The 22967-nt window shown below is 65.1% G+C and carries 25 protein-coding genes; 17 read left to right on the forward strand and 8 right to left on the reverse strand.

The window, feature by feature from the left end; all coding sequences use genetic code 11:
- Positions 1-96: 96 nt before the first annotated feature.
- From AC07PV_RS23850 to AC07PV_RS23870, 5 genes are all read right to left on the reverse strand, one after another.
- Positions 97-723, reverse strand: coding sequence for a protein phosphatase CheZ (locus tag AC07PV_RS23850; RefSeq protein ID WP_218296961.1), 627 nt, complete (start codon positions 721-723; stop codon positions 97-99).
- 4 nt (positions 724-727) lie between these two features.
- Positions 728-1114, reverse strand: coding sequence for a chemotaxis response regulator CheY (cheY, locus tag AC07PV_RS23855; RefSeq protein WP_010466076.1), 387 nt, complete (start codon positions 1112-1114; stop codon positions 728-730).
- Between the two features lie 72 nt (positions 1115-1186).
- Entirely contained in the window at positions 1187-2119 is a 933-nt protein-coding gene (gene motB / locus AC07PV_RS23860; RefSeq protein WP_218296962.1) for a flagellar motor protein MotB, read from the reverse strand.
- A 148-nt stretch (positions 2120-2267) separates the two neighbouring features.
- On the reverse strand, positions 2268-3128 hold the full coding sequence (gene motA, locus AC07PV_RS23865; RefSeq protein WP_218296963.1) for a flagellar motor stator protein MotA: 861 nt from the start codon (positions 3126-3128) through the stop codon (positions 2268-2270).
- A 276-nt stretch (positions 3129-3404) separates the two neighbouring features.
- Complete coding sequence (locus AC07PV_RS23870) at positions 3405-4880, reverse strand: flagellin N-terminal helical domain-containing protein (protein WP_369643497.1); 1476 nt, start codon at positions 4878-4880, stop codon at positions 3405-3407.
- Positions 4881-5205: 325 nt separating this feature from the next.
- On the opposite strand from AC07PV_RS23870, the gene AC07PV_RS23875 reads away from it, so the two are divergent.
- The 4 genes from AC07PV_RS23875 to AC07PV_RS23890 all read left to right on the forward strand — a co-directional run bounded on the left by AC07PV_RS23875 (position 5206) and on the right by AC07PV_RS23890 (position 9122).
- Positions 5206-6645: a flagellin N-terminal helical domain-containing protein gene (locus tag AC07PV_RS23875; RefSeq protein WP_218296965.1), complete on the forward strand. Its 1440-nt coding sequence runs from the start codon at positions 5206-5208 to the stop codon at positions 6643-6645.
- Positions 6646-6868: 223 nt separating this feature from the next.
- Complete coding sequence (gene fliD, locus AC07PV_RS23880) at positions 6869-8311, forward strand: flagellar filament capping protein FliD (RefSeq protein WP_218296966.1); 1443 nt, start codon at positions 6869-6871, stop codon at positions 8309-8311.
- A gap of 61 nt (positions 8312-8372) precedes the next feature.
- Positions 8373-8819 (forward strand): flagellar export chaperone FliS, encoded by a 447-nt coding sequence (gene fliS / locus AC07PV_RS23885; RefSeq protein ID WP_218296967.1) that lies wholly within the window; start codon positions 8373-8375, stop codon positions 8817-8819.
- Between the two features lie 3 nt (positions 8820-8822).
- Positions 8823-9122: a flagellar protein FliT gene (locus AC07PV_RS23890; protein WP_063461658.1), complete on the forward strand. Its 300-nt coding sequence runs from the start codon at positions 8823-8825 to the stop codon at positions 9120-9122.
- A 412-nt stretch (positions 9123-9534) separates the two neighbouring features.
- Here the strand turns inward: AC07PV_RS23890 and fliE are convergent, their stop codons facing one another.
- On the reverse strand, positions 9535-9846 hold the full coding sequence (fliE, locus tag AC07PV_RS23895; protein ID WP_218296968.1) for a flagellar hook-basal body complex protein FliE: 312 nt from the start codon (positions 9844-9846) through the stop codon (positions 9535-9537).
- A gap of 173 nt (positions 9847-10019) precedes the next feature.
- Here fliE and fliF point away from each other — a divergent pair, with 173 nt between their 5' ends.
- The 13 genes from fliF (at position 10020) to fliR (ending at position 21192) form a co-directional block, all read left to right on the forward strand.
- Positions 10020-11711: a flagellar basal-body MS-ring/collar protein FliF gene (gene fliF, locus AC07PV_RS23900; protein ID WP_218296969.1), complete on the forward strand. Its 1692-nt coding sequence runs from the start codon at positions 10020-10022 to the stop codon at positions 11709-11711.
- Between the two features lie 27 nt (positions 11712-11738).
- On the forward strand, positions 11739-12734 hold the full coding sequence (gene fliG / locus AC07PV_RS23905) for a flagellar motor switch protein FliG (RefSeq protein ID WP_218296970.1): 996 nt from the start codon (positions 11739-11741) through the stop codon (positions 12732-12734).
- Complete coding sequence (locus AC07PV_RS23910) at positions 12718-13440, forward strand: FliH/SctL family protein (protein ID WP_492245118.1); 723 nt, start codon at positions 12718-12720, stop codon at positions 13438-13440. Before fliG ends, AC07PV_RS23910 begins: the two co-directional genes overlap by 17 nt.
- Positions 13430-14824, forward strand: a complete 1395-nt coding sequence (gene fliI, locus AC07PV_RS23915) for a flagellar protein export ATPase FliI (RefSeq protein WP_218296972.1) — start codon at positions 13430-13432, stop codon at positions 14822-14824. The genes AC07PV_RS23910 and fliI overlap by 11 nt, the downstream gene beginning before the upstream one ends.
- A 19-nt stretch (positions 14825-14843) precedes the next feature.
- The gene (gene fliJ / locus AC07PV_RS23920; protein ID WP_494631494.1) at positions 14844-15305 is read left to right on the forward strand and encodes a flagellar export protein FliJ; all 462 of its coding nucleotides are present in this window, start codon (positions 14844-14846) and stop codon (positions 15303-15305) included.
- Between the two features lie 5 nt (positions 15306-15310).
- Positions 15311-16672 carry a flagellar hook-length control protein FliK gene (locus AC07PV_RS23925; RefSeq protein WP_494631495.1) on the forward strand — a complete coding sequence of 454 codons (1362 nt, stop codon included), beginning with the start codon at positions 15311-15313 and terminating at the stop codon, positions 16670-16672.
- A 236-nt stretch (positions 16673-16908) separates the two neighbouring features.
- Positions 16909-17487 (forward strand): flagellar basal body-associated FliL family protein, encoded by a 579-nt coding sequence (locus AC07PV_RS23930; RefSeq protein WP_494631496.1) that lies wholly within the window; start codon positions 16909-16911, stop codon positions 17485-17487.
- Positions 17488-17505: 18 nt separating this feature from the next.
- A complete protein-coding gene (gene fliM, locus AC07PV_RS23935; protein ID WP_010466026.1) occupies positions 17506-18510 on the forward strand; it encodes a flagellar motor switch protein FliM in 1005 nt (334 codons plus the stop codon).
- Positions 18500-18937 (forward strand): flagellar motor switch protein FliN, encoded by a 438-nt coding sequence (gene fliN, locus AC07PV_RS23940; protein WP_218296975.1) that lies wholly within the window; start codon positions 18500-18502, stop codon positions 18935-18937. Before fliM ends, fliN begins: the two co-directional genes overlap by 11 nt.
- 7 nt (positions 18938-18944) lie before the next feature.
- Positions 18945-19301 (forward strand): FliO/MopB family protein, encoded by a 357-nt coding sequence (locus tag AC07PV_RS23945; protein ID WP_369643493.1) that lies wholly within the window; start codon positions 18945-18947, stop codon positions 19299-19301.
- Positions 19294-20064 (forward strand): flagellar type III secretion system pore protein FliP, encoded by a 771-nt coding sequence (gene fliP / locus AC07PV_RS23950; RefSeq protein WP_494631498.1) that lies wholly within the window; start codon positions 19294-19296, stop codon positions 20062-20064. Before AC07PV_RS23945 ends, fliP begins: the two co-directional genes overlap by 8 nt.
- Before the next feature lie 11 nt (positions 20065-20075).
- Complete coding sequence (gene fliQ / locus AC07PV_RS23955) at positions 20076-20345, forward strand: flagellar biosynthesis protein FliQ (protein WP_218296978.1); 270 nt, start codon at positions 20076-20078, stop codon at positions 20343-20345.
- Between the two features lie 76 nt (positions 20346-20421).
- Positions 20422-21192 (forward strand): flagellar biosynthetic protein FliR, encoded by a 771-nt coding sequence (fliR, locus tag AC07PV_RS23960; RefSeq protein WP_218296979.1) that lies wholly within the window; start codon positions 20422-20424, stop codon positions 21190-21192.
- A gap of 28 nt (positions 21193-21220) precedes the next feature.
- On the opposite strand, the gene AC07PV_RS23965 is transcribed toward fliR, so the two are convergent.
- Positions 21221-21850, reverse strand: a complete 630-nt coding sequence (locus tag AC07PV_RS23965; protein WP_218296980.1) for a response regulator — start codon at positions 21848-21850, stop codon at positions 21221-21223.
- Positions 21847-22956, reverse strand: coding sequence for a hybrid sensor histidine kinase/response regulator (locus AC07PV_RS23970; protein WP_218296981.1), 1110 nt, complete (start codon positions 22954-22956; stop codon positions 21847-21849). The genes AC07PV_RS23965 and AC07PV_RS23970 overlap by 4 nt, the downstream gene beginning before the upstream one ends.
- Positions 22957-22967: the final 11 nt, after the last annotated feature.

Genomic DNA, 22967 nt, shown 5'->3' on the forward strand with positions numbered 1-22967 from the left:
GGAGGCTGCAGCCCCCTCTTTTCAGAGACGTAACAGGCGCCGGCGTGGCGCCTGCGGCCGCCGCAGGGCCGCGGGCGGCGTTGCGTGGCCGCAGCCTCAGAAGCCGAGGCTGGCCAGCAGGTCGTCCACCTGGGACTGGTCGGTCACCACGTCGGGAGTGTGCTCGGGGTCCACCACGGGGCCCTGCAGGTGCTGGGTGCGGGGCGGTTCGGCCACGGCGGCCACCTGTGCATTGGGGGGGGCGGTCTGGATCAGCAGCTGCACCAGCTGGTCCTCGATGGTGGCGGCGAGATTGACCACCCGGGCGATCACCTGCCCGGTCAGGTCGTGGAAGTCCTGCGCCATCATGATTTCGGTGAGGTGCGTGTCGGCTTCCTTCGTCACCCGCTCGACATCGGTGAGGAAATTCATGATTTCCCCCTTGGCCACGGCCGCCACCGGGTCCTTGACCAGGGACGTCACCACACGGCGCGTCTCGGCGGCGATGTAGTCGTGCTGCGCCTTGGCCTGCTCGACGCGGTTGAGCACTTTCTCGGCGGCTTCCCCGGTCAGCCGGGCGATGTACGACAGGCGGCTCTGGGCGTCGGGCAGCTCGCCCATGGAGCCGCGCAGCTTGTCGGCGTAGCCCAGCTCGTTGAGCGAGTCGTGCAGCTGGCGTGTCAGCAGGCCGATCTTGTGGTGTACATCCGCAGGCGGCTGGCTGTTGTCCGGTATGTCGTCCATGGTGTCATAGCCCCATCTTTTTCAGGATCAAGGTCACTTTCTCTTCGAGTGTTGCCTTGGTGAAGGGTTTGACGATGTAGCCGGCGGCCCCGCCCTGCGCGGCGGCCACGATGTCTTCCTTGCGGGCTTCCGCGGTGACCATCAGGACGGGCAGGTGCTTGAGCTTGTCGTCCTTCTTGATTTCCGCCAGCAGCTGGAAGCCGTTCATGTTGGGCATGTTGATGTCGGTCACCACGAAGTCGAACTTGCTGTTGCGCAGCTTGTTCAGGGCGGCCACGCCATCTTCGGCCTCGTCGGCATCGGCAAAGCCGCTTTCCTTGAGCAGATTGCGCACGATGCGCCGCATGGTGGAGAAGTCGTCAACGATCAAAAAACGAAGGGCTGTGGTCACGTGGGACCCTTTCGGTCGGAAATGGCTGTAAGTATTGTCATGGGTGGCAGGGTTGGTGACAAGTCGTAACGTTTACCTGCCGGGGGGGGGATTTTCCCGCTTTTCATTCAACAGTTCTGTCGAAGTGATTTCGGGAATCCCCTTGCCCATGAGTCGTTCTTCGGCCTCCCGGGTCAGCACCGTGATGGTGATGCGCCGGTTGGCGGGGGCGCGCGGGTTCTTTGGCTCCAGCAGATCGCTGGCCGCCAGGCCCACCACACGTCCCAGTTTAGCGTCTGGCATGCCGGCCGAGACAAGCTCCCGGCGCGAGGCGTTGGCGCGGTCGGCCGAAAGCTCCCAGTTGCTGTAGCCCCGGTCGCTGTTTCCGTAGGGGACTGCATCGGTATGGCCAGCCAGGCTGATGCGGTTTTCCACCCCGCCAAGGGCGGCGCCGATCTCACGCAGGATGTCGCGCATGTAGGGTTTCACCAACGCGCTGCCGCTGTCGAACATGGGGCGGTTCTGGTCGTCGATGATCTGGATCTGCAACCCGTCGGGCGTGATGTCGATGCGGATCTGCGACTTGTATTCATTCAGGCGCGGGTTTTCCGTGATGAGCGCATCGATCTTGGCTTCCAGCGCCTTGATGCGGTCCAGGTCCTGCTTGGCCTGCTCGGCCCGGGCTGCGTCGATGCTCATGCGGCGCTGCTTGGCGGCCTCCACGTCGGAGCGCCGCACCTGGCCGTGCACCTTGGACAGGTCGTTCCCCCCGCCGGGAATCACGCTGGAACTGTTGCCGGCACCGTCGCCGCCGGTCATGGCCACCTTGAGCGGCGACGCGAAATAGGCTGCAATCCCCTGCAGCTCGCCCTTGGCGGTGGAACCCAGCAGCCACATCAGCAGGAAGAACGCCATCATCGCCGTCACGAAGTCGGCATACGCGATCTTCCAGGCGCCGCCATGCACCGCATGGCCGCCTTTCTTGATGCGCTTGATGATGATGGGCTGGAGCTTCTTTTCTGCCATGGTCAGCTATCCCGTCGGCTCCCCATGGCGCTGCGCACCACCCGCAGCCTTTGATGCCGGCGTGTCCCAAGCCAGGGCCGCAAGCCAAGGTCCGCCCCGCAGCGCCGCGAGCGCGGAGGGAAGGCGCGTGGCGCACCAGGGCGGTGTCTCATTTCTTCCCCTTCACATGCCCCTCCAGCTCGGTGAAGCTGGGGCGGACGCTGGAGAAAAGCACCTTGCGGCCAAACTCGATGGCCGTGGCCGGGTTGTAGCCCTGCATGCTGGCCAGCAGGGTGGACTTGATGCACTGCAGCTCCTTGGCGGCATCTTCGGTCTTTTGCTCGACCAGGCCGCCCAGGGGCTCGACCACGCCGTAGGCCAGCAAGATCCCGAGGAACGTGCCCACCAGCGCCGAGCCGATCATGCCGCCCAGCACCGAGGGCGGCTGGCCCACCGAGCCCATGGTGTTCACCACGCCCAGCACGGCGGCCACGATCCCGAACGCGGGCAGGGCGCCGGCCAGGCGCGCCAGCGCGGCCACGGGCGCGTGGGCCTCCTGGTGGTGGGTGTCGATCTCGCTGTCCATCAACGCCTCGATCTCGTGCGAGTTGAGGTTGCCCGACACCATCATGCGCAGGTAGTCGGTGGTGAACTCGATCACGTGGTGGTCGCTGCCCACCGTGGGGTATTTCTTGAAGATCTCGGATTCGTGGGGTGCTTCCACATCCTTTTCGATGGCCATCAGCCCCTCCTTGCGGGCCTTCTGCAGGATGTCATAGAGCATCGCCATGAGCTCCATGTAGCGCGCCTTGGTGTACTTGGATCCCTTGAGCGCCATCGGGATGGCCGCCATGGTGGCCTTGATCACCTTGGGCTGGTTGTTCACCACGAAGGCGCCCAGCGCGCCCCCCAGGATGGTGATGATCTCGAAGGGCAGGGCCTTCAGGATCACGCTGATATTTCCCCCGTGCACGATGTACACGCCGAAGATGCAGCCGAGGCAAACGACGTAACCGATGATGACAAACATGCTTTGTGCGTGATGAGTTGCGGCGAGCGGGCAAACGATGCGGCGGATTCAGGGGGGCAGACAACGCGGGCGCTGTGTTCTCAAATGTATCGGATTGCAGGGGCCAGACCAACGAACGGGTTGCCTGGGACGACCTGGCGGCCGGCGTGCCGCGCAATGACGTTAGCACAATACGGCGCAAAAAAAGAGGCCAAATTGGCCTCTAGTGGTTGTGTGGTAAGCGGTAGATGCTCCTGTTTTTGAGACTTTTCGCCCACCCAGGCCTGCGTGCCACCACTACTTGAGCAAGGCCAGCACGCCCTGCGGAATCTGGTTGGCCTGGGCCACCATGGCCGTGCCAGCCTGCTGCAGGATCTGGGCGCGCGACAGGTTGGCGGTTTCTGCGGCAAAGTCGGCGTCCTGGATGCGGCCACGCGAGGCAGACATGTTTTCCGAGGACAGCTGCAGGTTCGAGATGGTGGTCTCGAATCGAGCCTGCAAGGCACCAAAGCTTGCACGCTGGCCGTTCACTGCCGCCAGGGCCGAATCGATGATCTTCAGGGCCTTGGTCGAGCCGTCGACGGTGGACACGTCGATGACGTTGACGGCGTTCAACGTGGATGCCGTCGCCGTGACCGGGGGCGTGCCCGTCAGATTGGTAATGGCGAAGCCCTTGTCCGAGCTCATCTCCAGGTACCCGGTGGCCGTCGCAAAGCCGCCGGCGGGCGCAGCGGCGACACCCGCGACAAAGGTGGGGGTGCCGGTGGAGGCCGACGTCGCGGCATCGTAGGCGCCCACGGCAATGGTGTTGCCCGCCAGGGAGTTGTTCTGAATCTGGATGTTGGCACCCGACTCATTGATGAGCACTATGCCGTCGCCGGCGTCGTTGAGTTTGGCGGTGATGCCGGTTTGCGACGACACGTCGTTGAAACCCTTGATGGCTTCCGCCAGCCCGCCCGCGGTCGCGCCGGCGGCGGATACGCTGAAAGTCACGTTGGCGGCGGTCGCGTTGTCTCCCTTCACCGCCAGCGAGTAGGAGCCGCCAGCCACGAAGGTGGTCAGGTTGACCTGGTTGCGTGCAGACGCGGAGACACCGGTGGATTCGGAGAGCGCGTTGATTTTGGCGGCCGCGGTGGCCATCGTGTCGGTGGCGGTGAGCGTGACCGTCTTGGTTTGCAGCCCGGCGATGTCGAACGTGCCGGTCAGCGCCGTGGGGGCCGCCGCCGCCGTCACCACCACGGGCGCCGACTGCTTGAGCTGTGCTCCGTACGTCGTCGTGCGGAAGTTGCCGGTGGTCGCCGTGATGGTCTGGTTGGCGTTGGCGCCCACCTGGAAGGTGGCGGAGCCGAACGAGCCGTCCAGCAGCTTCTGGCCGTTGAACTCGGTGGTGACGGAAATTCGGTCCAGCTCGGACAGCAGCTGGCCGACTTCGGCCTGAATGGCCTTGCGGTCGCCGGCGGAGTTGGAGGCATTGGCGGATTGCACGGACAATTCGCGCACACGCTGCAGAATGTTGCTGGCGCCCGCCAGGGCGCCTTCAGCGACCTGGGCCAGGGAAATACCATCGTTGGCATTGCGCACCGCCTGGTTCAGGCCCCGGATCTGGGTGGTGAAGCGCTCGGAAATGGCCAGGCCGGCGGCGTCGTCCTTGGCGCTGTTGATGCGCAGGCCCGACGACAGGCGCTGGATGGAGGTACTGAGCGATGCCTGGCTCATGCCCAGATTGCGCTGGGCGGTCAGGGAGCTGACGTTGGTATTGATAGTGGCTGCCATGGATATGCTCCTTAAAGGCTTGAAAAACCAAATCTGCGCCGGTAGAAGCCCCACCGTCCGGCAGACAAGACGGGAACGATGGGTGAATTGTGAAAGTCGAGCGCGGTGCGCAGTGGTGCGATAAAGCGCACAAAAACCCTGCAACTTGTGCGTTTCGCCCTAAAGTTTTCGCCGCAGCTTCCGAAAACATTTGCAACGGGACGTAAATGCCCGCCGTTCTACAGAAGGCCATGCTGGCGCTGTGAACCGTATGGCCGGGTGCCTTGCCTGGCACCAGGTTGGCGGCAACGCCATGTTCAGTCAGTTCTTTTCAGGAGATTTGCAAATGGCAGCTACCATCAACACCAACGTCAGTTCCTTGACCGCCCAGCGCAATCTGGGTATGAGCCAACTGTCGCTCAACACCTCCATCCAGCGCCTGTCGTCGGGCCTGCGCATCAACAGCGCCAAGGACGACGCCGCCGGCTTGGCCATTTCCGAGCGTTTCACCTCGCAGATCCGCGGCCTGAACCAGGCAGTGCGCAATGCCAACGACGGCATTTCGCTGGCGCAAACCGCTGAAGGCGCGCTCAAGGCCTCTGGCGACATCCTGCAACGTGTGCGTGAACTGTCCGTGCAGTCCGCCAATGCCACCAACTCCGCCGGCGACCGCAAGGCCATCCAGGCTGAAGTCGGCCAGCTGCTGTCCGAACTGGACCGCATCTCCACCACGACCGAATTCAATGGCCAGAAGCTGCTGGACGGCTCGTTCGGCTCCGCCACCTTCCAGGTGGGCGCCAACGCCAACCAGACCATCACGGCGACCACCGGCAACTTCCGCACGACCACCTATGGTGCGCAGCTGAAGGCCTCGGCCAGCGTTCCTGCGGCTGCCGCCGCCCCCGCCGCCGCCGCCGCGACCGTTATCGTGAACGGCCTGCAAAGCAAGACGGTGAACGTCGACGCTGCCGACACGGCTTCGAAAATTGCCGCAGCAGTCAACGCAGCGGCCGAGACCACCGGCGTGACGGCTTCGGCTCGCAATCTGTCCGAGTTCAAGATCACCACGGCAGGTGCCGTGTCCCTGGCGATCAAGGGTGACAACACCACGACCGCCGCCAACATCACCTTCAGCGCGACCTCGGCAACCGACTTGGGCGAAGCCGTCAAGGCATTCAATGACGTGGCATCGCAGACCGGCATCACCGCCAAGCTCAACAGCGCCGGCGATGGCATCCTGCTGACCAATGATGCGGGCTCGGACATCAATATCGTCAACAACTCGACGGTGGCCGTGACCACCCTGGCATCGCAAAACGCGACGGCCGCTACGCTGACCTTCTCTGCCGCGCAGTCCATGGCAGTCGCTGGCGGCACGGCCAACTCGCGTGGCACGGTGGAGTTCAGCTCCGACAAGGGCTTCTCTCTGGGCGGCACCTCCGCGTACGTGGCAGCCGGTGCTTCGACCCTGAATTCCGTCAACACCATCGACGTGTCGACTGTCGACGGTTCGACCAAGGCCCTGAAGATCATCGATTCGGCCCTGTCCGCCGTCAACGGCCAGCGCGCCAGCTTCGGTGCCCTGCAGTCGCGCTTCGAGACCACGGTGAACAACCTGCAAAGCACGTCCGAAAACATGTCTGCCTCGCGTGGCCGCATCCAGGACGCCGACTTTGCCGCAGAAACCGCCAACCTGTCGCGCGCCCAGATCCTGCAGCAGGCTGGCACGGCCATGGTGGCCCAGGCCAACCAGCTGCCACAAGGTGTTCTGGCCCTGCTGCGCTGATCATCTTTGGCAGAGGGTTGAACAGGCGGGGCGGGTTTGTGAAACAAGCCCGCTCCTCACAAGGCGGAGGCGACCTGGTCGCCGCCGCTTTCCGCTTTTTGCCAATCGGGCTGCAACGCGGTAGATTGGTGGCTTTCTTGGGTGCTTATCGGCTGGATGCAACAAGCCAAAGGCCTGGATAATTTCTGGCGATTCAACCCGACACGGATTCAGGAGGTGGGATATGGCTAGCTTTTCATCGATAGGCATCGGCCTGGGCGGCAACGTGGACGTCAATGGGCTGATCAAGGCTTCGGTCGACGCCGTGAAGATCCCCATCACCAAGACCAACGGCCTGAACCAGCAGGCGGCCATCACGAATGCGAAGGTGTCTGCCTTCGGCCAGTTCAAATCCCTGGTCTCCACGCTGGCCGATGCCGCCAGCAAGCTCGCCAGCGTCACGGGCTGGAACGGGGTGAGCGCGACCTCCGCCAAGCCGGAAGCCGTGTCGGTCTCCGCCGTGGGCGGCGCCGCGGCGACGTCATTCAATGTGCAGGTGCAGAACCTGGCCAAGGCGCAGTCCTCCATCTCCGTGGCGTTGTCGCCCGTCAAGCAGGCTGTCGGGGCGGGCACGCTGACCTTTGAAACGGGCAAGTGGTCCGGCGAGCCCAAGGTCTTCACGATGGGCAGCGCGGGCGCGGTCAATGTGGAAGTCAGCGCCACGGATACGCTGGCGGACGTCGCCAGCAAGATCAATGGCTCGAAGGCCGGCGTGACGGCCACCGTGCTGAGCGATGCCTCCGGCGAGCGCCTGATGCTGCGCAGCAAGACAACGGGCGAGGATGCCGGCTACCGGATGAGCGCGGCGGACGCCGACGGCAACCTGGCGGACGGTGCGGGCTTGTCGCGGCTCGTGGTGGGCGGCGTGACGGAGTATGCGGCGAACGCGAACGCGACCGTCAACGGCGTTGCCGTCACTTCGGCAACGAATGCCTTTGCCGATACCGTGTCGGGCGTGACGTTCACGGCGCTGCAGGTCACCACGGGCGACGTGGCGGTGACGGTGGCCAAGGACAACTCTGCCGTGAAGAAGAACATCGAGGCCTTCGTGAGCGCATACAACGCCATCAATCAGGCGTTGAATGAGGTCACCAAGTACGACCAGGGCACCAAAACGGCGGGGTTGCTGCAGGGGGATAGCGCGGCGGTGACCTTGCAAAACACCTTGCGCATGGCGCTGCAGTCCGTGAACAGCTCGGGCGCGCTGCGCAATCTGTCTGCCGTGGGAGTGGTCTCGGAGGGCGGGCTCGGCAACGTGGCGCCCACCGGCAACCTGACGCTCGACGCGACCAAGTTCAACAAGGCCATGGAAAACGCCGACGACGTCAAGGCTTTCTTCCGGGGGCCGGAGGGCGGCAGCGTGGAGGACGGGTTCGCCGGAAAATTCAAGGCGGTCACGACCAAGCTGCTCGCAAACGACGGGTTCTTCGCCAGCAAGGCAAAAATCTACGAGCAATCCCTCAAGCTCAATGCCAAGGACGTGGAGACGATCAACGATCGTGCGGACCGCCTGGAAAAGAGCCTGACGGCGCGCTACACCGCCCTTGATACAAAGATGTCGAGCCTGAATGCGCTCAATGCGTATATCTCGCAGCAGGTGACCACTTGGAATAAATCCTCGGGCTGACCGCTTCAGTTTTTCTGGCTGTAGCCGATAACTAAAGTAATACATCGCAAGGATTGCCAGCATGTTCAGCGCCTATAGCCCCCGTGCAGCCAACGCTTATCAGCGTATCAATGTAGAAACCAGCATGCACACGATGGACCAGCACCAGCTGGTCAGCCTGCTGTATGAAGGTGTCCTGAACTCCATCGCCACGGCGCGGGGTGCCATGGCGCGCGGCGACGTGCTGGGCAAGGTCAACAATATCTCCAAGGCCGTCCGCATCATTGAAGAGGGGCTGAGCACGGCGCTCGACAAGGTGGATGGCGGGGAGCTGGCCCAGAACCTGGGAGCCCTGTATGACTACTGCCTGCACCGCCTGATCCTGGCGAATGCCCGCAACGACGATGCCATGATGCAGGAGGTCATGCGCCTGATCGAGCCGGTGGCGCAGGGCTGGAGCCAGATCAAGCAATCGGGCGCCGTCGCGGAGGCCGCCACCCCGGGGCAGCCAGCACTGGTGGAGGCCTGAACCATGTCCCACATGCTGATTGACTACTACAAGGCGATCGAAGACAGCAGCGCCAAGATGCTGGAGGCCGCCAGGCTCAAGGACTGGGATGGCGTGGTGCGCTATGAAGGAGCCTGTGCCGTGCTGATCGAGCAACTGCGCTTCAAGTCGCAGGAACACGAACTGCTGCCAGAGCATCGGCGCGAAAAGACCCGCATCATGCAGCGCATCCTGCGCAACGATGCCCAGATCCGTTGCCTGGCCGAGCCCTGGCTGGCGCAGTTCGAACACCTGTTCGAAGGCCAGCCGCAGATGATGCATTGAGGCATGCGCCAAGCCCCAGACAAAGCCGACCCCGCGAGGTCGGCTTTTTCATGGATGAAATACGGCGCTACCGCTTGTCCATCAGGCGCAAGCAGCTATTAAATTGAGAGCGGCTGATTTCTGACGCTTGTCACGAAGCTGCCACGGCCAGCGATGCGTCGCGGAGCTCCCTGTGCTGAGAGTGTGGCGTGTCTTTTACGGAATAAAAAGTGCCTGTAGCGCTTATCCATAAAGCGCAAGCAGCTACAAATCAGGAGTAAGCGCAGACCTGCGCTGCCAGATACCGGCGCGCCCCCCGCGAGGGATGCCCAGCAAGGGCCGCCCCGCAGCGAGGGCATCGTCCCCTTGCCCACAGCGCGCAGCGCTGTGAGAGCGAGGGGAAGGCGCGCAGCGCCTCAGGGGAGTGCCCCTGCTATACCTGCATGTTCATGATGTCGGTATAGGCCTGCACCATCCGGTTGCGCACATGCAGCGTGGCCTGGAATCCGATCTGGGCCTTCTGGATCGCCACCATGGTTTCCTCGAGGCTGACGGAGGGGTTCTCCATCTGGACTTCCGTCTGCAGGTCGCTGGCACGGTTCTGGGCCGCACTGACCGACTGGAGCGCGCCTTTGAGCGCCCCTGAAAAACCCACTTCATTGGCGTCGTTTTGCGGCGCCGCAGCACGGCGCGCCACGCCAGCGCCCGTGAGCGGGGCGGTAGAGCTTGAGATGCGAAGGTCCATGGCGGTGTCCGTGGGAATGGGGGTATGCTGCGTATCCTAGCCATCGCGCCCCCGCCCATCGCTCTGAATTGATGGCCAAACGCGCGGCTTATCCAGCGAACATTTTGAGGGCGTGGCCGAATAATCGACCCCACGCTTTGGTCCTTGTCGGGCCTGCCCTACTGGAAAGCAAGATGTCTGCAGTTGCTGAAGTTCCTCTCACTCCCCCTGCCGGCCCGAACTGGCTGCAGCGGCTGTCTGCCCTGGACAGGGCGCAGCGCATGCGGCTGGGCGTGGGTGCGGCGCTCCTGGTGGCAGCGGCCATTGCGGCCATCGTGCTGGGGCGCCAGCCCGACTACCGGGTGCTGTTCGCCAACCTGAACGACAAGGATGGCGGTGCCATCGTCGCCCAGCTGTCGCAGATGAACGTGCCCTACAAGCATGCCGATGGCGGCGGTGCGATCCTGATCCCCGCGGACCGCGTGCATGACGTGCGCCTGCGCCTGGCCACCCAGGGCCTGCCCAAGGGTTCCGTGGCGGGCTTCGAGCTGATGGAGTCCAGCAAATTCGGAATGACGCAGTTTCAGGAACGCCTGAACTTCCAGCGGGGCCTGGAGGGTGAACTCACCCGCTCCATCCAGGCGCTGTCGTCCGTGCAGGGCGCGCGCGTGCACCTGGCGCTTCCCAATCAGAATGGCTTTTTCCGGGAGCAGCAAAAACCCTCGGCCTCCGTGCTGGTGAGCCTGCATCCCGGCCGCGTGCTCGACCGTGCCCAGCTGGCGGGCATCGTGCACCTGGTCGCCTCCAGCGTGCCGGAACTGGCGCCCTCCGCCGTGAGCGTGCTGGACGACACGGGCAAGCTGCTGTCCCAATCGCCCGATGGCGCCGCGGGAACCGGGGTCGACGCGCAGCAACTGCTGTATGTGCAGCAGATCGAGCAGCAGTACACCCGCCGGATCCTGGACATCCTGGAACCCGTGGTGGGCCGCAACAACGTCAAGGCGCAGGTGACGGCCGAGGTGGACTTCACCCAGACCGAATCCACGTCCGAGCAGCACCGCCCCAACCTCGCCACCGATGCCAGCGCCATCCGCAGCCAGCAGATCGTGGAAAGCTCCGGTCCGCAGGGCAATCCGCTGCCCACGGGCGTGCCTGGCGCCACGACCAACCAGCCTCCCGCGGCTGCTGCGGCGCCCATCAACGGCGCCAATCCGGCACCCACGGCGGCGGGCCAGCAGGCCCAGGGTGCGCAGGCAGCGGCGAGCAAGCGCGAATCCATCACCAATTACGAAGTGGACAAGACCGTGCGCGTGACGCGTGGCGGCAGCGGCGCCCTCAAGCGGGTGAGTGCGGCGGTGGTCGTGAACTACCAGTCCGCCGAGGACAAGGGCAAGACGGTATCCAAGGCGCTCACGCCAGAGCAGCTCGAGCAGATGACCGCCCTGGTGCGCGAAACCATTGGCTTCAACCGGGATCGTGGCGACTCGGTCAACCTCATGAACACCCCGTTCCAGGTGGACGCGACGCCCGCCAACGACGTTCCGCTGTGGAAACAGCCTGAAGTGATCGAACTGGCCAAGACCTTCGCCTGGCCAGTGGGTGCGGTTCTGTTCGCGGCCCTGGTGCTGCTGGGCCTGGTGCGGCCGGCGCTCAAGGGCGGCGCCGCTGCCAAGCCCCGCGCCATCCCGGTGGCCGGCGGCCAGCTCGACGCCGTGGAGTCCGAAACACCCGAGCGCCCCGCGCTGCCTGCGCCCGCCGCGAAGAACGAAGTGCTTCCCGCCACGCCGGAGCAGCTGCGCCTGGAAGAGGCGCGGGTGCTGGCCAAGGAGAACCCTGTGGCCGTGGCCAATATCCTGAAGACCTGGCTCAACGGCGAGCCAGTCTGACCGCCGACATCACGGACGACGACCACCATGGACGACCAAGGACTCAACGACGCAGCCATCATGCTGATGTCCCTCGGCGAGGAAGAGGCGGCCGAAGTGTTCAAGCATTTCTCGCCCAAGGAAGTGCAGAAGCTCGGCGAAACCATTGCGCGCATGCGCTCGGTGTCGCGCGACAAGGTGGACGAGGTCATCAACAAGTTCTCCAACGCGGCGGCGGCGCAGAGCCTTCTGGTGTCGGATACCGGCAACTACGTGCGCGCCGTGCTGCGGCGTGCGCTGGGGGATGACAAGGCCGGGCTGCTCATCGACCGCATCCTGCAGGGGGGCGACGTCTCGGGCATCGAAAGCCTGAAGTGGATGGACCCGCTGTCCGTGGCCGAGTTGCTGCGCAACGAACATCCCCAGATCGTCGCGGCCATCCTGGTGCACCTGGACAGCGACCAGGCATCGGGCATCCTGATGCACCTCACGGACCGCCAGCGCAGTGAAATTCTGTTGCGCGTGGCCACGCTCGAAGGCATACAGCCGACGGCGCTCAAGGACCTCAACGAGGTGCTGTTCAAGGTGCTGGCCGGCGGCGACAAGATCCGCAAGAGCTCGCTCGGCGGCGTCAAGGCAGCGGCCGAGATCATCAACCTGCTGGGCGGCAACATGGATGCCGTGGTGCTGGAGTCCATCCGCGGCTACGACCCCGACCTGGCCCAGAAGATCATGGACAAGATGTTCGTGTTCGAGGACGTGCTCAAGCTCGACGACAAGGCGATCCAGACCGTGCTCAAGGAAGTGGCTTCCGAAACGCTCATCGTTGCGCTCAAGGGAGCGGTGCCGGAGTTGCGCGAGAAGTTCCTCTCGAACATGTCCTCGCGTGCTTCCGAAGCGCTGCGCGAAGACCTCGAATCGCGCGGCCCGATGCGGCTGTCCGAAGTCGAGGCCCAGCAGAAGGAAATTCTCAAGACCGTGCGTCGCCTGTCCGACGAGGGTCAGATCGTGATTGGATCCGGCGGTGATGATGCCTTCGTCTAGCCAGCGTTCGTACTCGCGCTTCATCCCCAGCGAGGAAGTCGGCGATTTCACACAGTGGAAGTTTGGCGCCGTGGATGGCTCCGACCTCGTCGAGCCAGAACCAGAGCCCGTGGCCGAGATTCCGGTCGAAATAGACGAGGCCGCGCAGCAGGCGCTGGTCCAGCAGGCGTGTGACGACGCGTATGCCGAGGGCTTTGCCCAGGGCCAGGCCCAAACGGCACTGGAGTGGCAGCGCCGCATGGATGACTACATCGCGCAGCAAGGGAACGAAGCCGCCCTGCGCCTTCAGGGTGTGATGCAGACGCTGGACGCGAGCCTGATCGACATGCAGCAGCAGATGGCCCAGCAGCTGCTGGAACTGGCGTGCGACATCGCGCGCCAGGTGGTGCGCCAGGAGCTGTCCGTCAACCCCAATGCCCTGCAGCCCGTGGTGCGGGAGGCCGTGGGCATGCTGGTGACCGAAGGCCGGCCCGCGATGGTCCGGTTGAACCCCGCCGACATGGAGGCGATGGCCCAGCCCCTGCGCGAGGAGATGGATGCGCCGGGGGTGCAGTGGATGGCCGATGCCGCAGTACCGCCAGGCGGCTGTCTGGTCGAGTCTGCGGGCACCGTGGTGGATGGCAGCCTGGACAAGCGCTGGCAGCGCGCCATCGCGGCGCTGGGCCTCCAGTCGCCCTGGCAGGAGGAGGGCGGCGATGAGCGTTGAAGCCCCCGCCGCCTGGACACGCCTCATCGAGGATGCGCGCGAGCGTGTTGCCGAGGGCGCTCCGCTGGAAACACGCGGCACCCTGACGCGGCTGACAGGCCTGGTGCTGGAGGCCGTGGGCATCCGCGTGCCGGTGGGCTCGCAGTGCATGGTCCAGATGCCGGGCCATGCCCCGGTGCTGGCCGAGGTGGTGGGGTTCTCCGCCGATCGCGCGTTTCTGATGCCCGCGGGAGACATCCACGGGCTGTCCAGCGGCGCGAGCGTGGTGCCGGCGGCGCCCTACGTTCCCATGCCGCGACTGGGCGAGCCCGCGCGGGCCATCCAGCGCGCCGGTGTGCTGCGCTTGCCCATGGGCGAGGGCCTGCTCGGACGGGTGGTGGACGCGCAGGGCCTGCCGCTGGACCATGGCGGGCCGGTGCAGGACGTGGTGTCCGAGCCCATGGGGCGCCGCCAGATCAATGCCATGGACCGCGATCCCGTGCGCGAATCTCTGGACACCGGCGTGCGCGCCATCAACGCCCTGCTCACGGTGGGGCGCGGCCAGCGCCTGGGCCTGTTCGCAGGCTCTGGGGTGGGCAAGAGCGTCCTGCTGGGCATGATGGCCCGCTACACCCGCGCCGACGTGATCGTGGTGGGGCTGATCGGCGAGCGGGGGCGCGAAGTCAAGGAATTCGTCGAGGACATCCTGGGCGAAGACGGCCGCGCGCGCTCGGTCGTGGTGGCCGCTCCGGCGGACGCACCCCCCCTGCTGCGCATGCAGGGCGCGGCCTATGCCACGGCCGTGGCCGAGCATTTCCGCGACAAGGGCAAGCACGTGCTGCTGCTCATGGATTCATTGACCCGCTATGCGATGGCCCAGCGCGAAATCGCGCTGGCCATTGGCGAACCCCCTGCCACCAAGGGCTATCCGCCCTCCTGTTTCGCCAAGCTCCCTCAACTCGTGGAGCGCAGCGGCAACGGACTGCATGGCGTCGGGTCCATCACGGCCTTCTATACAGTGCTCTCGGAAGGGGATGACCAGCAGGATCCCATCGCCGACGCGGCGCGCGCCATCCTGGATGGCCACATCGTGCTCTCGCGTGCGCTGGCCGAGACGGGCCATTTCCCCGCCATCGACATCGAGCAATCCGCGTCGCGCGTGATGCACAACGTGGTGTCGCGCGGGCATTTCGACCTGGCGCGGCGCTTTCGGGCGGTGTACTCGCGCTACCAGAAAAGCCGCGATCTGGTGCAGGTGGGCGCCTATATGAGCGGCTCCGATCCGGCGCTGGACGAGGCCATCCGTCTGCAGCCGCAGATGGCGGGGTTCCTGCAGCAGGACATGTTCGAGGCGGCCTCCATGGACCAGAGCGTCGCGGGCATGGCGGCGGTGCTGGACCACTGAACACAGCGGATCGCCAGCCATGTCCAGCCTCAATTCCCTGTCCGTCGCCGTCGAGGTGGCGTCCCGCAAGCGGGACGACGCGCGCAAGGTGCTGCAGGACACGCAGGCAGCGCAGCAGGCGGCACGCGCCCAGCTCGACCAGCTCGAAGACTATGCCCGTGAAACGCAAGCGCGGTGGGGCATGAAGACCGACACCACGATGAAGCCCGAGGTGATGTACCACCACTACCAGTTCATGGACCGTTTGGGACATGCGGCGGGTGTCCAGACCGGGGTGGTGGGTGACCATGCCAACCGGGTGGAGGCGGCCCGGCGCAACCTGCTGGAGGCGGAACTGCGGCTGGCCAGCCTGCGCAAGGTCATGGAGAAGCGGCGCCACGACCTGGAGCGGGCTGAAATGCGAAGAGATCAGAAACAAACCGATGAACGGGCTGCCCTGCAGTACCGAAGTGCGATGCAAGGCTCTGCGGGCCGGGAGTAGTGACAATGGAACAAGCAAGAATTTCTTCTCCCCAGGGCACCCAGCCGGCCCACGCCGCGCGGACCCGGTCCACGGCGCAGGCGCCGGACGACGCCCACAGTGCCGCCCCCAGCGGCTTTCTGGCCCTGCTGGCAGCGCTCGGGGATGCTGCTGCCCCGGGGGACGCCGGGCCGCTGGACCTGCCGTCCGCCGGCGCGGCGCCGGCCGATGGGTTGCCCGCCGATGCCGCGAAGGATGCCCTGGATGCTTCGGCCCTGGCGGCATGGCAGGGATTGCTGGCGCCCGACGCCGCTGTGCGGGGCGATGCCGCCGGGGCGGCGGCGGGGCAGGGCACCGGCCTTCGCATTGCAGTGCAAGATGGAACGGCGGCAGGCTCGGGGATGCCCGGCGTGGGCGCCCAGGCAGGGGCGAACCCGTTGGCGGCTGGTGTGCCGGGCGTGGACGGCCTGCCACAGGGCATGGTGGCCGAAACGGCCATGCTCGACGCTTCCGCGGACCTCAAGGGCGGGGCACCACAGGCCGGTGCCGCAGCGTTCGGCCGGGCTTTCTCGCGCATGCAAACTGCATTGGCCCAAAGGGCGGATTCCGCAGAAATGTCCCTGGGCCGGGCCCGGGCGGGCGATGTGGCGCTGCCGACGCAAGGGCACCACATGGCGGCCGTGGCGACGGTGCAGGCCGCCAGCGAGCGCATGGCGGCGGGCCTGCCGGTTGCGGGCGCCGCCGATCGGAGCGCGGCTGCCGGGGCCGGCGACCTGGTGGCCAACGGCGCAGCGATGGCGGGCGACCTGCTGGCGGCTGCAGCGCCCGCACGGGGTGGGGAGGCCGCCGGCAATGGCGGCCGCCCTGGCGAAGGGCGGGGGGATGCCGGCGCATGGTTCGACAATGGCGGGGGCGTGGCGCCCGTGGAGCCAGGAGCGGCCGTCGATGGCGCCGCGGCGTTTGGCGATCCTGCCCAGGCCGGCATGGAGGACCAGGTCGCCGAGCAGGTGACGTACTGGATCAACCAGAAGACTCAGAATGCGGAGCTGACGCTCAACCGCGACGGGCAGCCCGTCGAGGTGTCGGTGTCGCTGTCGGGCAATGAGGCCCATGTGACTTTCCGCAGCGACCAGCCGCAGACCCGCGACATGCTGGACCGGAGCATGGCGCAATTGAGCGAGTTGCTGCGCAGCGAGGGGCTGGTGCTCTCGGGCATGTCGGTCGGCACGTCGGCCGGACAACGTGAAAATGCGGCCGACCCCGAACGGCAGGGCCGCCGCGATGGGTCACGCCAGGCGCAGGTGGTGGCCGCCACGCCGGTGGGCATGGCCTCGCCGCTGCGCGGCGGTGGCGGCGCGCCAGACCGTGCCGTGGACATCTTTGTGTGAGTCCGCATGGCGGCGGGAACCTTCGGCCCGCCCCGCATGCGCCGCGCCGTGGGCGCATTGCCGGGTCACGGCTCCTGGCGGGTGACCTGCAATCGGGATAGCGCTGCGAATGCCATGGTTTTGGGCTTTTATTCTGGCTATTATTGGTCGCAGCATCGCCCAATAATGGGCCATCCGGTCTTGTCCGCCCATTGATTGCGTGGGTACGGCCCGTCTCCCACCAAGGAATCCGCATCGTGTCAGCCAATACCCCCGCAGCGGCTCCGGCCAAAAGCAAGAAGATGCTCATCATCATCATCATCGGCGTTGTGGCGGTGCTGGTGATTGGCGGCGGGGTGGCGGCCTGGCTGATTTCCAGCCGCTCCCACGCCGAAGACGAGGAAGGGGCTGCCCCGGCCCGCAAGGAGGCCCCCAAGGTGGCTCCCACCTTCCTGCCCATGGAGAACATGGTGGTGAACCTGGCGGACCCCGGCGGCGACCGGTTTGCACAGATCGGCATTACCCTGGAGCTGGAAGATGCCAAGACGGCGGAACAGGTGAAGCTGTACCTGCCCACCATCCGCAGTGGCATCCTGATGCTGATTTCCCAGCGGACCTCCGCCGAATTGCTGCAAAGGGAAGGCAAGGAAAAACTGGCCTCCGATATCCTGCGCGAAGTCTCGCGTCCCCTGGGCTATCCGGTTGCCACGGAACGCGACCGCGCGCGTGCCGCGGCGGCCGACAAGGACGGCGACGAAGATGAACGCCCCGCGCGCCGGCGCACGGAGCGCAACCCGGTGCACCGGGTGCTTTTCTCCAGCTTCATCATCCAGTGACCCGGGCAAGGACCAGTCATGAGTGATTCATTTCTTTCGCAGGAAGAGGTCGATGCCCTTCTCGAAGGGGTTACTGGCGAGAGCCAGAAATCGGTCGAGGAAGTGGCGGAGGCGGGTTCCGTACGCAACTACGACATTTCCAGCCAGGAGCGCATCGTCCGTGGACGGATGCCGACGATGGAAATCGTCAATGAGCGGTTCGCGCGCAACTTCCGCATCGGCCTGTTCAATTTCATCCGCCGCAGCCCCGAGATCTCGGTGGGCACCGTGTCCGTGCAGCGCTACAGCGCCTTCCTGCGGGAGCTTGCGGTCCCCACGAATTTCAACATCGTGGCCATCCGTCCGCTGCGCGGCAGCGGGCTGATCGTGTGCGAACCCTCGCTCGTGTTCGGCATCATCGACACGCTGTACGGCGGCGTGGGCAAGTTCCAGACTCGGATCGAGGGGCGGGACTTCTCGCCCACGGAGCAACGGGTCATCAACCGCCTGGTGGATGTGATCTGCGCCGAATACAAGAAGGCGTGGCAGGGGATCTACCCCCTGGAGCTCGAATACCAGCGCTCGGAAATGCAGCCGCAGTTCGCCAACATCGCCACGCCCAGCGAAATCGTCGTGTCCACGGCCTTTCAGCTGGAAATCGGCGACCTTTCGGGGGCGATCCATATCTGCATGCCCTACGCGACGCTGGAGCCCATCCGCGACGTGCTGTATTCGTCCACACAGGGCGATTCCATCGAGGTGGATCGCCGCTGGGTGCGCGTGCTGACCCGGGAAATCCAGGCCGCCGAAGTGACGCTGGTGGCTGAACTGGCCCGCGCCGATGCCACGGTGGAGCAATTGCTGGCCATGAAGCCTGGCGATTTCATCGAGCTCGACCGCGAGCCCCGCATCCGCGCGTCGATCGGGGGCGTGCCTATTTTTGAATGCCAGTACGGAACGCACAATTCCAAGTACGCCATTCGTATCGAAGAATGCCTGCGCAATGCCGACATGAGCTGGCTGGGAGAAAAAGATGTCAACTGAAGAAGATAACAAGGACGGCGCGGCGGATGACCCCTTTGCGGGTTGGGCCGAGGCGCTCGAGGAGCAAAAGCGGACCGAGGACAAGCCCGGCGATGCCGAGCAGGGCGGCCCGCTCTCCGGCGACCCCGTGCGCCCTTTCTCTGGCGGCGGGGATGGCACGGTCAACGACATCAACATGGTGCTGGACATTCCGGTCCAGCTGTCGGTGGAACTCGGGCGCACCAAGGTGCCGATCAAGTACATCCTTCAGCTGGCCCAAGGCTCGGTGGTGGAGCTCGACGCGCTCGCGGGCGAGCCCATGGACGTGCTGGTGAATGGCTATCTCATCGCGCAGGGCGAGGTCGTCGTGGTCAATGACAAGTTCGGTATCCGCCTCACGGACGTGGTGACCCCTTCCGAGCGCCTTCGGCGGGTCAGCCGTGGATAGTGGCAGCATGACCCAGACGCTGGTGGTGGTCGTCCTTTTCGTGGGCGCCATGGCGTTGCTGCCCTGGCTGGTCCGCCGGCTGCAGCAGCGCCACGCCACCGCCGGCCTGGGGGCTGGAGCGGCTTCCCGCGTGCTCTCCGCCGTGGCCGTGGGTCCCCAGCAGCGCGTGGTCACCGTGGAGGTGGGGCCGGAACACGCGCGGACCTGGCTGGTTCTTGGCGTGACCGCACAGCAGGTGAGCTGCCTGCACGTGCTGCCGGCCGTTGCCGCCAGCACGCCTTCCGCGGCGCCCAAGGCGGAACCATCTTTCGCGCACGCGGTTGCGTCGGCCGTCAACGCGCCTGGAAGTCCTTCCCATGGCTGAGGCGTCACGGGTGCGTCGTGTGCTGCTGCTGGCTGCGGTGGCCACCCTGGGCGCCATGGTGCATGTCACGGCCGCTGCGCAGGCCTCCGCGGGCGCGCTGCCATTGGTGGTGGGCAGCGGCCCTTCGGGCAACAGCTATTCGGTGCCCATCCAGACCCTGCTGTTCTTCACGGCCCTGTCCTTCCTGCCGGCGGTTCTGCTCATGATGACGGGCTTCACGCGCATCGTGATCGTTTTGTCTCTCCTGCGCCAGGCGCTGGGTACCCAGTCGGCGCCGCCCAACCAGGTCATCATCGGGCTGTCGCTGTTTCTCACCTTCTTCGTGATGGGGCCCACCCTGGACCGGGTGTACCAGGACGCCTATGTGCCTTACACCAACAACACCATCAGCTTCGAACAGGCACTGGTCAAGGCCGAGGCGCCGATGCGCAGCTTCATGCTCAAGCAGACCCGGCAATCCGATTTCGCCCTCTTTTCCCGGCTGGCGCGCCTGGATGCGAGCGTGACGGCGGAAACCGCGCCGCTGCGGGTGCTGGTGCCAGCCTTTGTCACCAGCGAACTGAAATCGGCATTTCAGATCGGCTTCATGATCTTCATCCCGTTTCTGGTGATCGACATGGTGGTGTCGAGCATCCTCATGTCCTTGGGCATGATGATGCTGTCTCCGGTGCTGGTGGCACTGCCGTTCAAGCTCATGCTGTTTGTGCTGGCGGACGGCTGGAATTTGCTGATCGGCTCGCTGGCTGCCAGTTTTGTTCCCTGAAGGAGTGGGCGATGACTTCGCAAATGGTGCTGACCATCGGGCGCGACGCCTTGACGCTGCTGCTGATGATTTCGATGCCGGTGCTCGGTGCCGTGATGGCGGTGGGTCTGATCGTGAGCATTTTCCAGGCGGTCACGCAGATCCATGAGGCGACACTGGCCTTTGTTCCCAAGCTGATCGCCGCGATGGTGGTTTTTGCGATCGCAGGGCCCTGGATGCTCAGTACCCTGGTGGACTTTATCCGCCGGACGATCGAGTCCATTCCGTCGATGATCGGCTAGTGCGGGGCACGGCCTTGCGCTTCGCGCCGCACCCTTTGTTCGCCAGCCCCATTTCTTGCTGCCCATCGGGGATCGCGTGATCACTTTCTCCGAAGCCCAGCTGATGGCCTGGCTGTCTCCCATCCTGTGGCCATTCTTGCGCGTGCTCGCCGTCTTCTCGGTCGCGCCAGTGTTTTCCATGCGGACGATACCCATGCGCGTCAAGATCGGACTGGCGTTCCTGGTGGCGCTGTGCGCCCAGGGCGTGCTGGTGAATCAACCGGTCATCAGCGTCAACGGGCGCGAGGCATTCGGAGCCGTGGCCCAGCAAGTGGCCGTGGGGCTTGCGATCGGGTTTTCCGTCCGGCTGGTATTTGCGGCCGTGGAGCTGGCGGGCGAAATCATCGGGTTGCAGATGGGGTTGAATTTCGCATCATTTTTCGACCCCTCTTCGAATGCGCAGATCAGTGCGGTAGCCCGCTTTTTTGGACACATGTCCATGCTGCTCTTTGTGGTGATCAATGGCCATCTGCTGATCCTGATGGCCGTGGTGAAGAGTTTTGACCGCTTTCCGGTCGATGGCAACTTCCTGCAGGCCCTTGGGCAGATGCGCATTTACGAGCTGGGTTCGTCCCTGTTTTCCAGTGCGCTGTGGATCGCGCTGCCCATGATCGCGCTCCTGCTGTTCGTCAACTTGACGCTGGGCATCATTTCGCGGGTGGCGCCGCAGATGAACATCTATGCCGTGGGGTTCCCGGTGACGTTGACCGTGGGCATGCTGGGCATCGTGGCCACGCTTCCGCTGCTGGAGCAACCCGTGCTGGCGCTGATGCAGCAGGCGGTCGATCTCTTTGCCACGCAGCGATAGTGGGGAAAGAGGGGGTGGGCAGGCCGTCTCAGACCAGCTGGTTGCGGATGGCGTAGACGGTGAGTTCCGCGTTGTTCGAGAGCTTCAGCTTCTCCAGCACGCGCGAACGGTACACGCTCACGGTCTTGGGGCTGAGCATCAACTCCTCGGCGATGTCCGACAGCCTGCGGCCGGAGGCAATCTTGACCAGTGTCTGCAACTCCCGCTCGGACAGCGCCGCATGCGGCGCCTCCGGCGTGGGCTGTGCCAGGCTGTCCGCCAGCATCTGGGCAACCTCTGCCGTGAGGTACTTGCGCCCCTGCATGACGGTGCGCACGGCCGCAATCAATTCGACCGGATCCCCTGCCTTGTTGGCGTATCCCTGGGCGCCGGCCTTCAGGCAGCGCAGGGCGTACTGGTCTTCCGGGTACATGGACACCACCAGCACCTTGATGGCGGAGTGCGTCTCGCGCAGGCTGGCCAGCACCTCAAGGCCGCTGCGCCCCGGCATGTTCAGGTCCAGCAGCAGCACATCGCAGGCTGCCGAGCGCAGCACCTCGCGCAGCTCGGAATATCCCCCGGCCTCTCCAGTCACCTGGATATCGGGGGCGTCGGCCAGCGTGTCGCGTATTCCGCGCCGCAGAACGGCATGGTCATCGCACAGGACCACATGAATCACTGCACATCTCCTGGGGCTGGTGATGGGTGCGATGTTAGCGGTATGGAAAGGATCACGGAGGTGCCCTGGCCGGGCCGGCTGCTGATATCCAGCCACCCCCCGACAGTCCGGGCGCGTTCATGCAGGCCCTTGAGCCCGAAGGCCTTGGGCTTGTCGAGCATTTGCGGATCGATGCCCCGGCCATCGTCGGTGACCTCCAGCGTCAGGACGCCCTCCTTGTCGGAGAGATCGATACGCACAGTGCCTGGATGGGCATGTTTGGAAATATTGGTCAGCGCTTCCTGCGCGGTGCGGTAGGCCGCCAGCTGGATATCCGGCGGAGCGTGGATGGTCTCGCTGCTGGTCACGACCGGAGCCGGTATGCCCGAGCGGCGCTCGAAGCCGGCGGCAAGCCACTGAACGGCTGCCACCAGCCCCTGTTCGAGGATCGGCGGGCGCAGGTTCATCATGATCCGCTGGCTCGCCTCGATGGCGTGCTGCAGCATCTCGGCCGCCGACGCCGCGTGTTCCTGCATCGCCGGGGCCGTGCTGTGGCGTCCGATCCATGCCACATCGAACCTCACGGCCGTCAATGCGCCGCCGATGTCGTCATGAATTTCTCGGGCGATGGATGCGCGTTCCTGCTCGATCGATGTTTGCAGGTGTTCTGTCAGTTCCGCCAGCCGGCGTTCGGACGCCTCCAGCTGCGCCACGGCCTGTTCGCGCGCCTTGCGGGCGTCGTGGACCTCCAGAGCGCGTGCAATCACATGGGGCAGGCGCTGCAGGTCGTCCTTGAGCAGGTAGTCTGCGATGCCCAGGCGGATGGCGTCCACGGCGGCTGCCTCGCCGATGGCGCCGGACAGCAGCACAAAAGGGGGGTGCTGCGGCTTTTGCGCCACATGCGTCCATGCGTCCAGCGCGGTAAAGCCTGGCAGGCGGTAATCTGCCAGGATGATGTCAAAAGCCTGGGTATCGGTCAGCCGCTGGAAGTCGGCAAGCGAGTCGACCTGATGGAGATGGCAATGGAGCCCGGACCGCCGCAGGGTCAAGGCGGTCAGCTCATGGTCCGCCAGTGAATCTTCAAGATGCAGGATGCTGAGGGTCTGGTCTGGTGCTATGGTGACCATAGGAGCGCTAT

Source organism: Acidovorax sp. GW821-FHT09A11, from assembly GCF_059418365.1.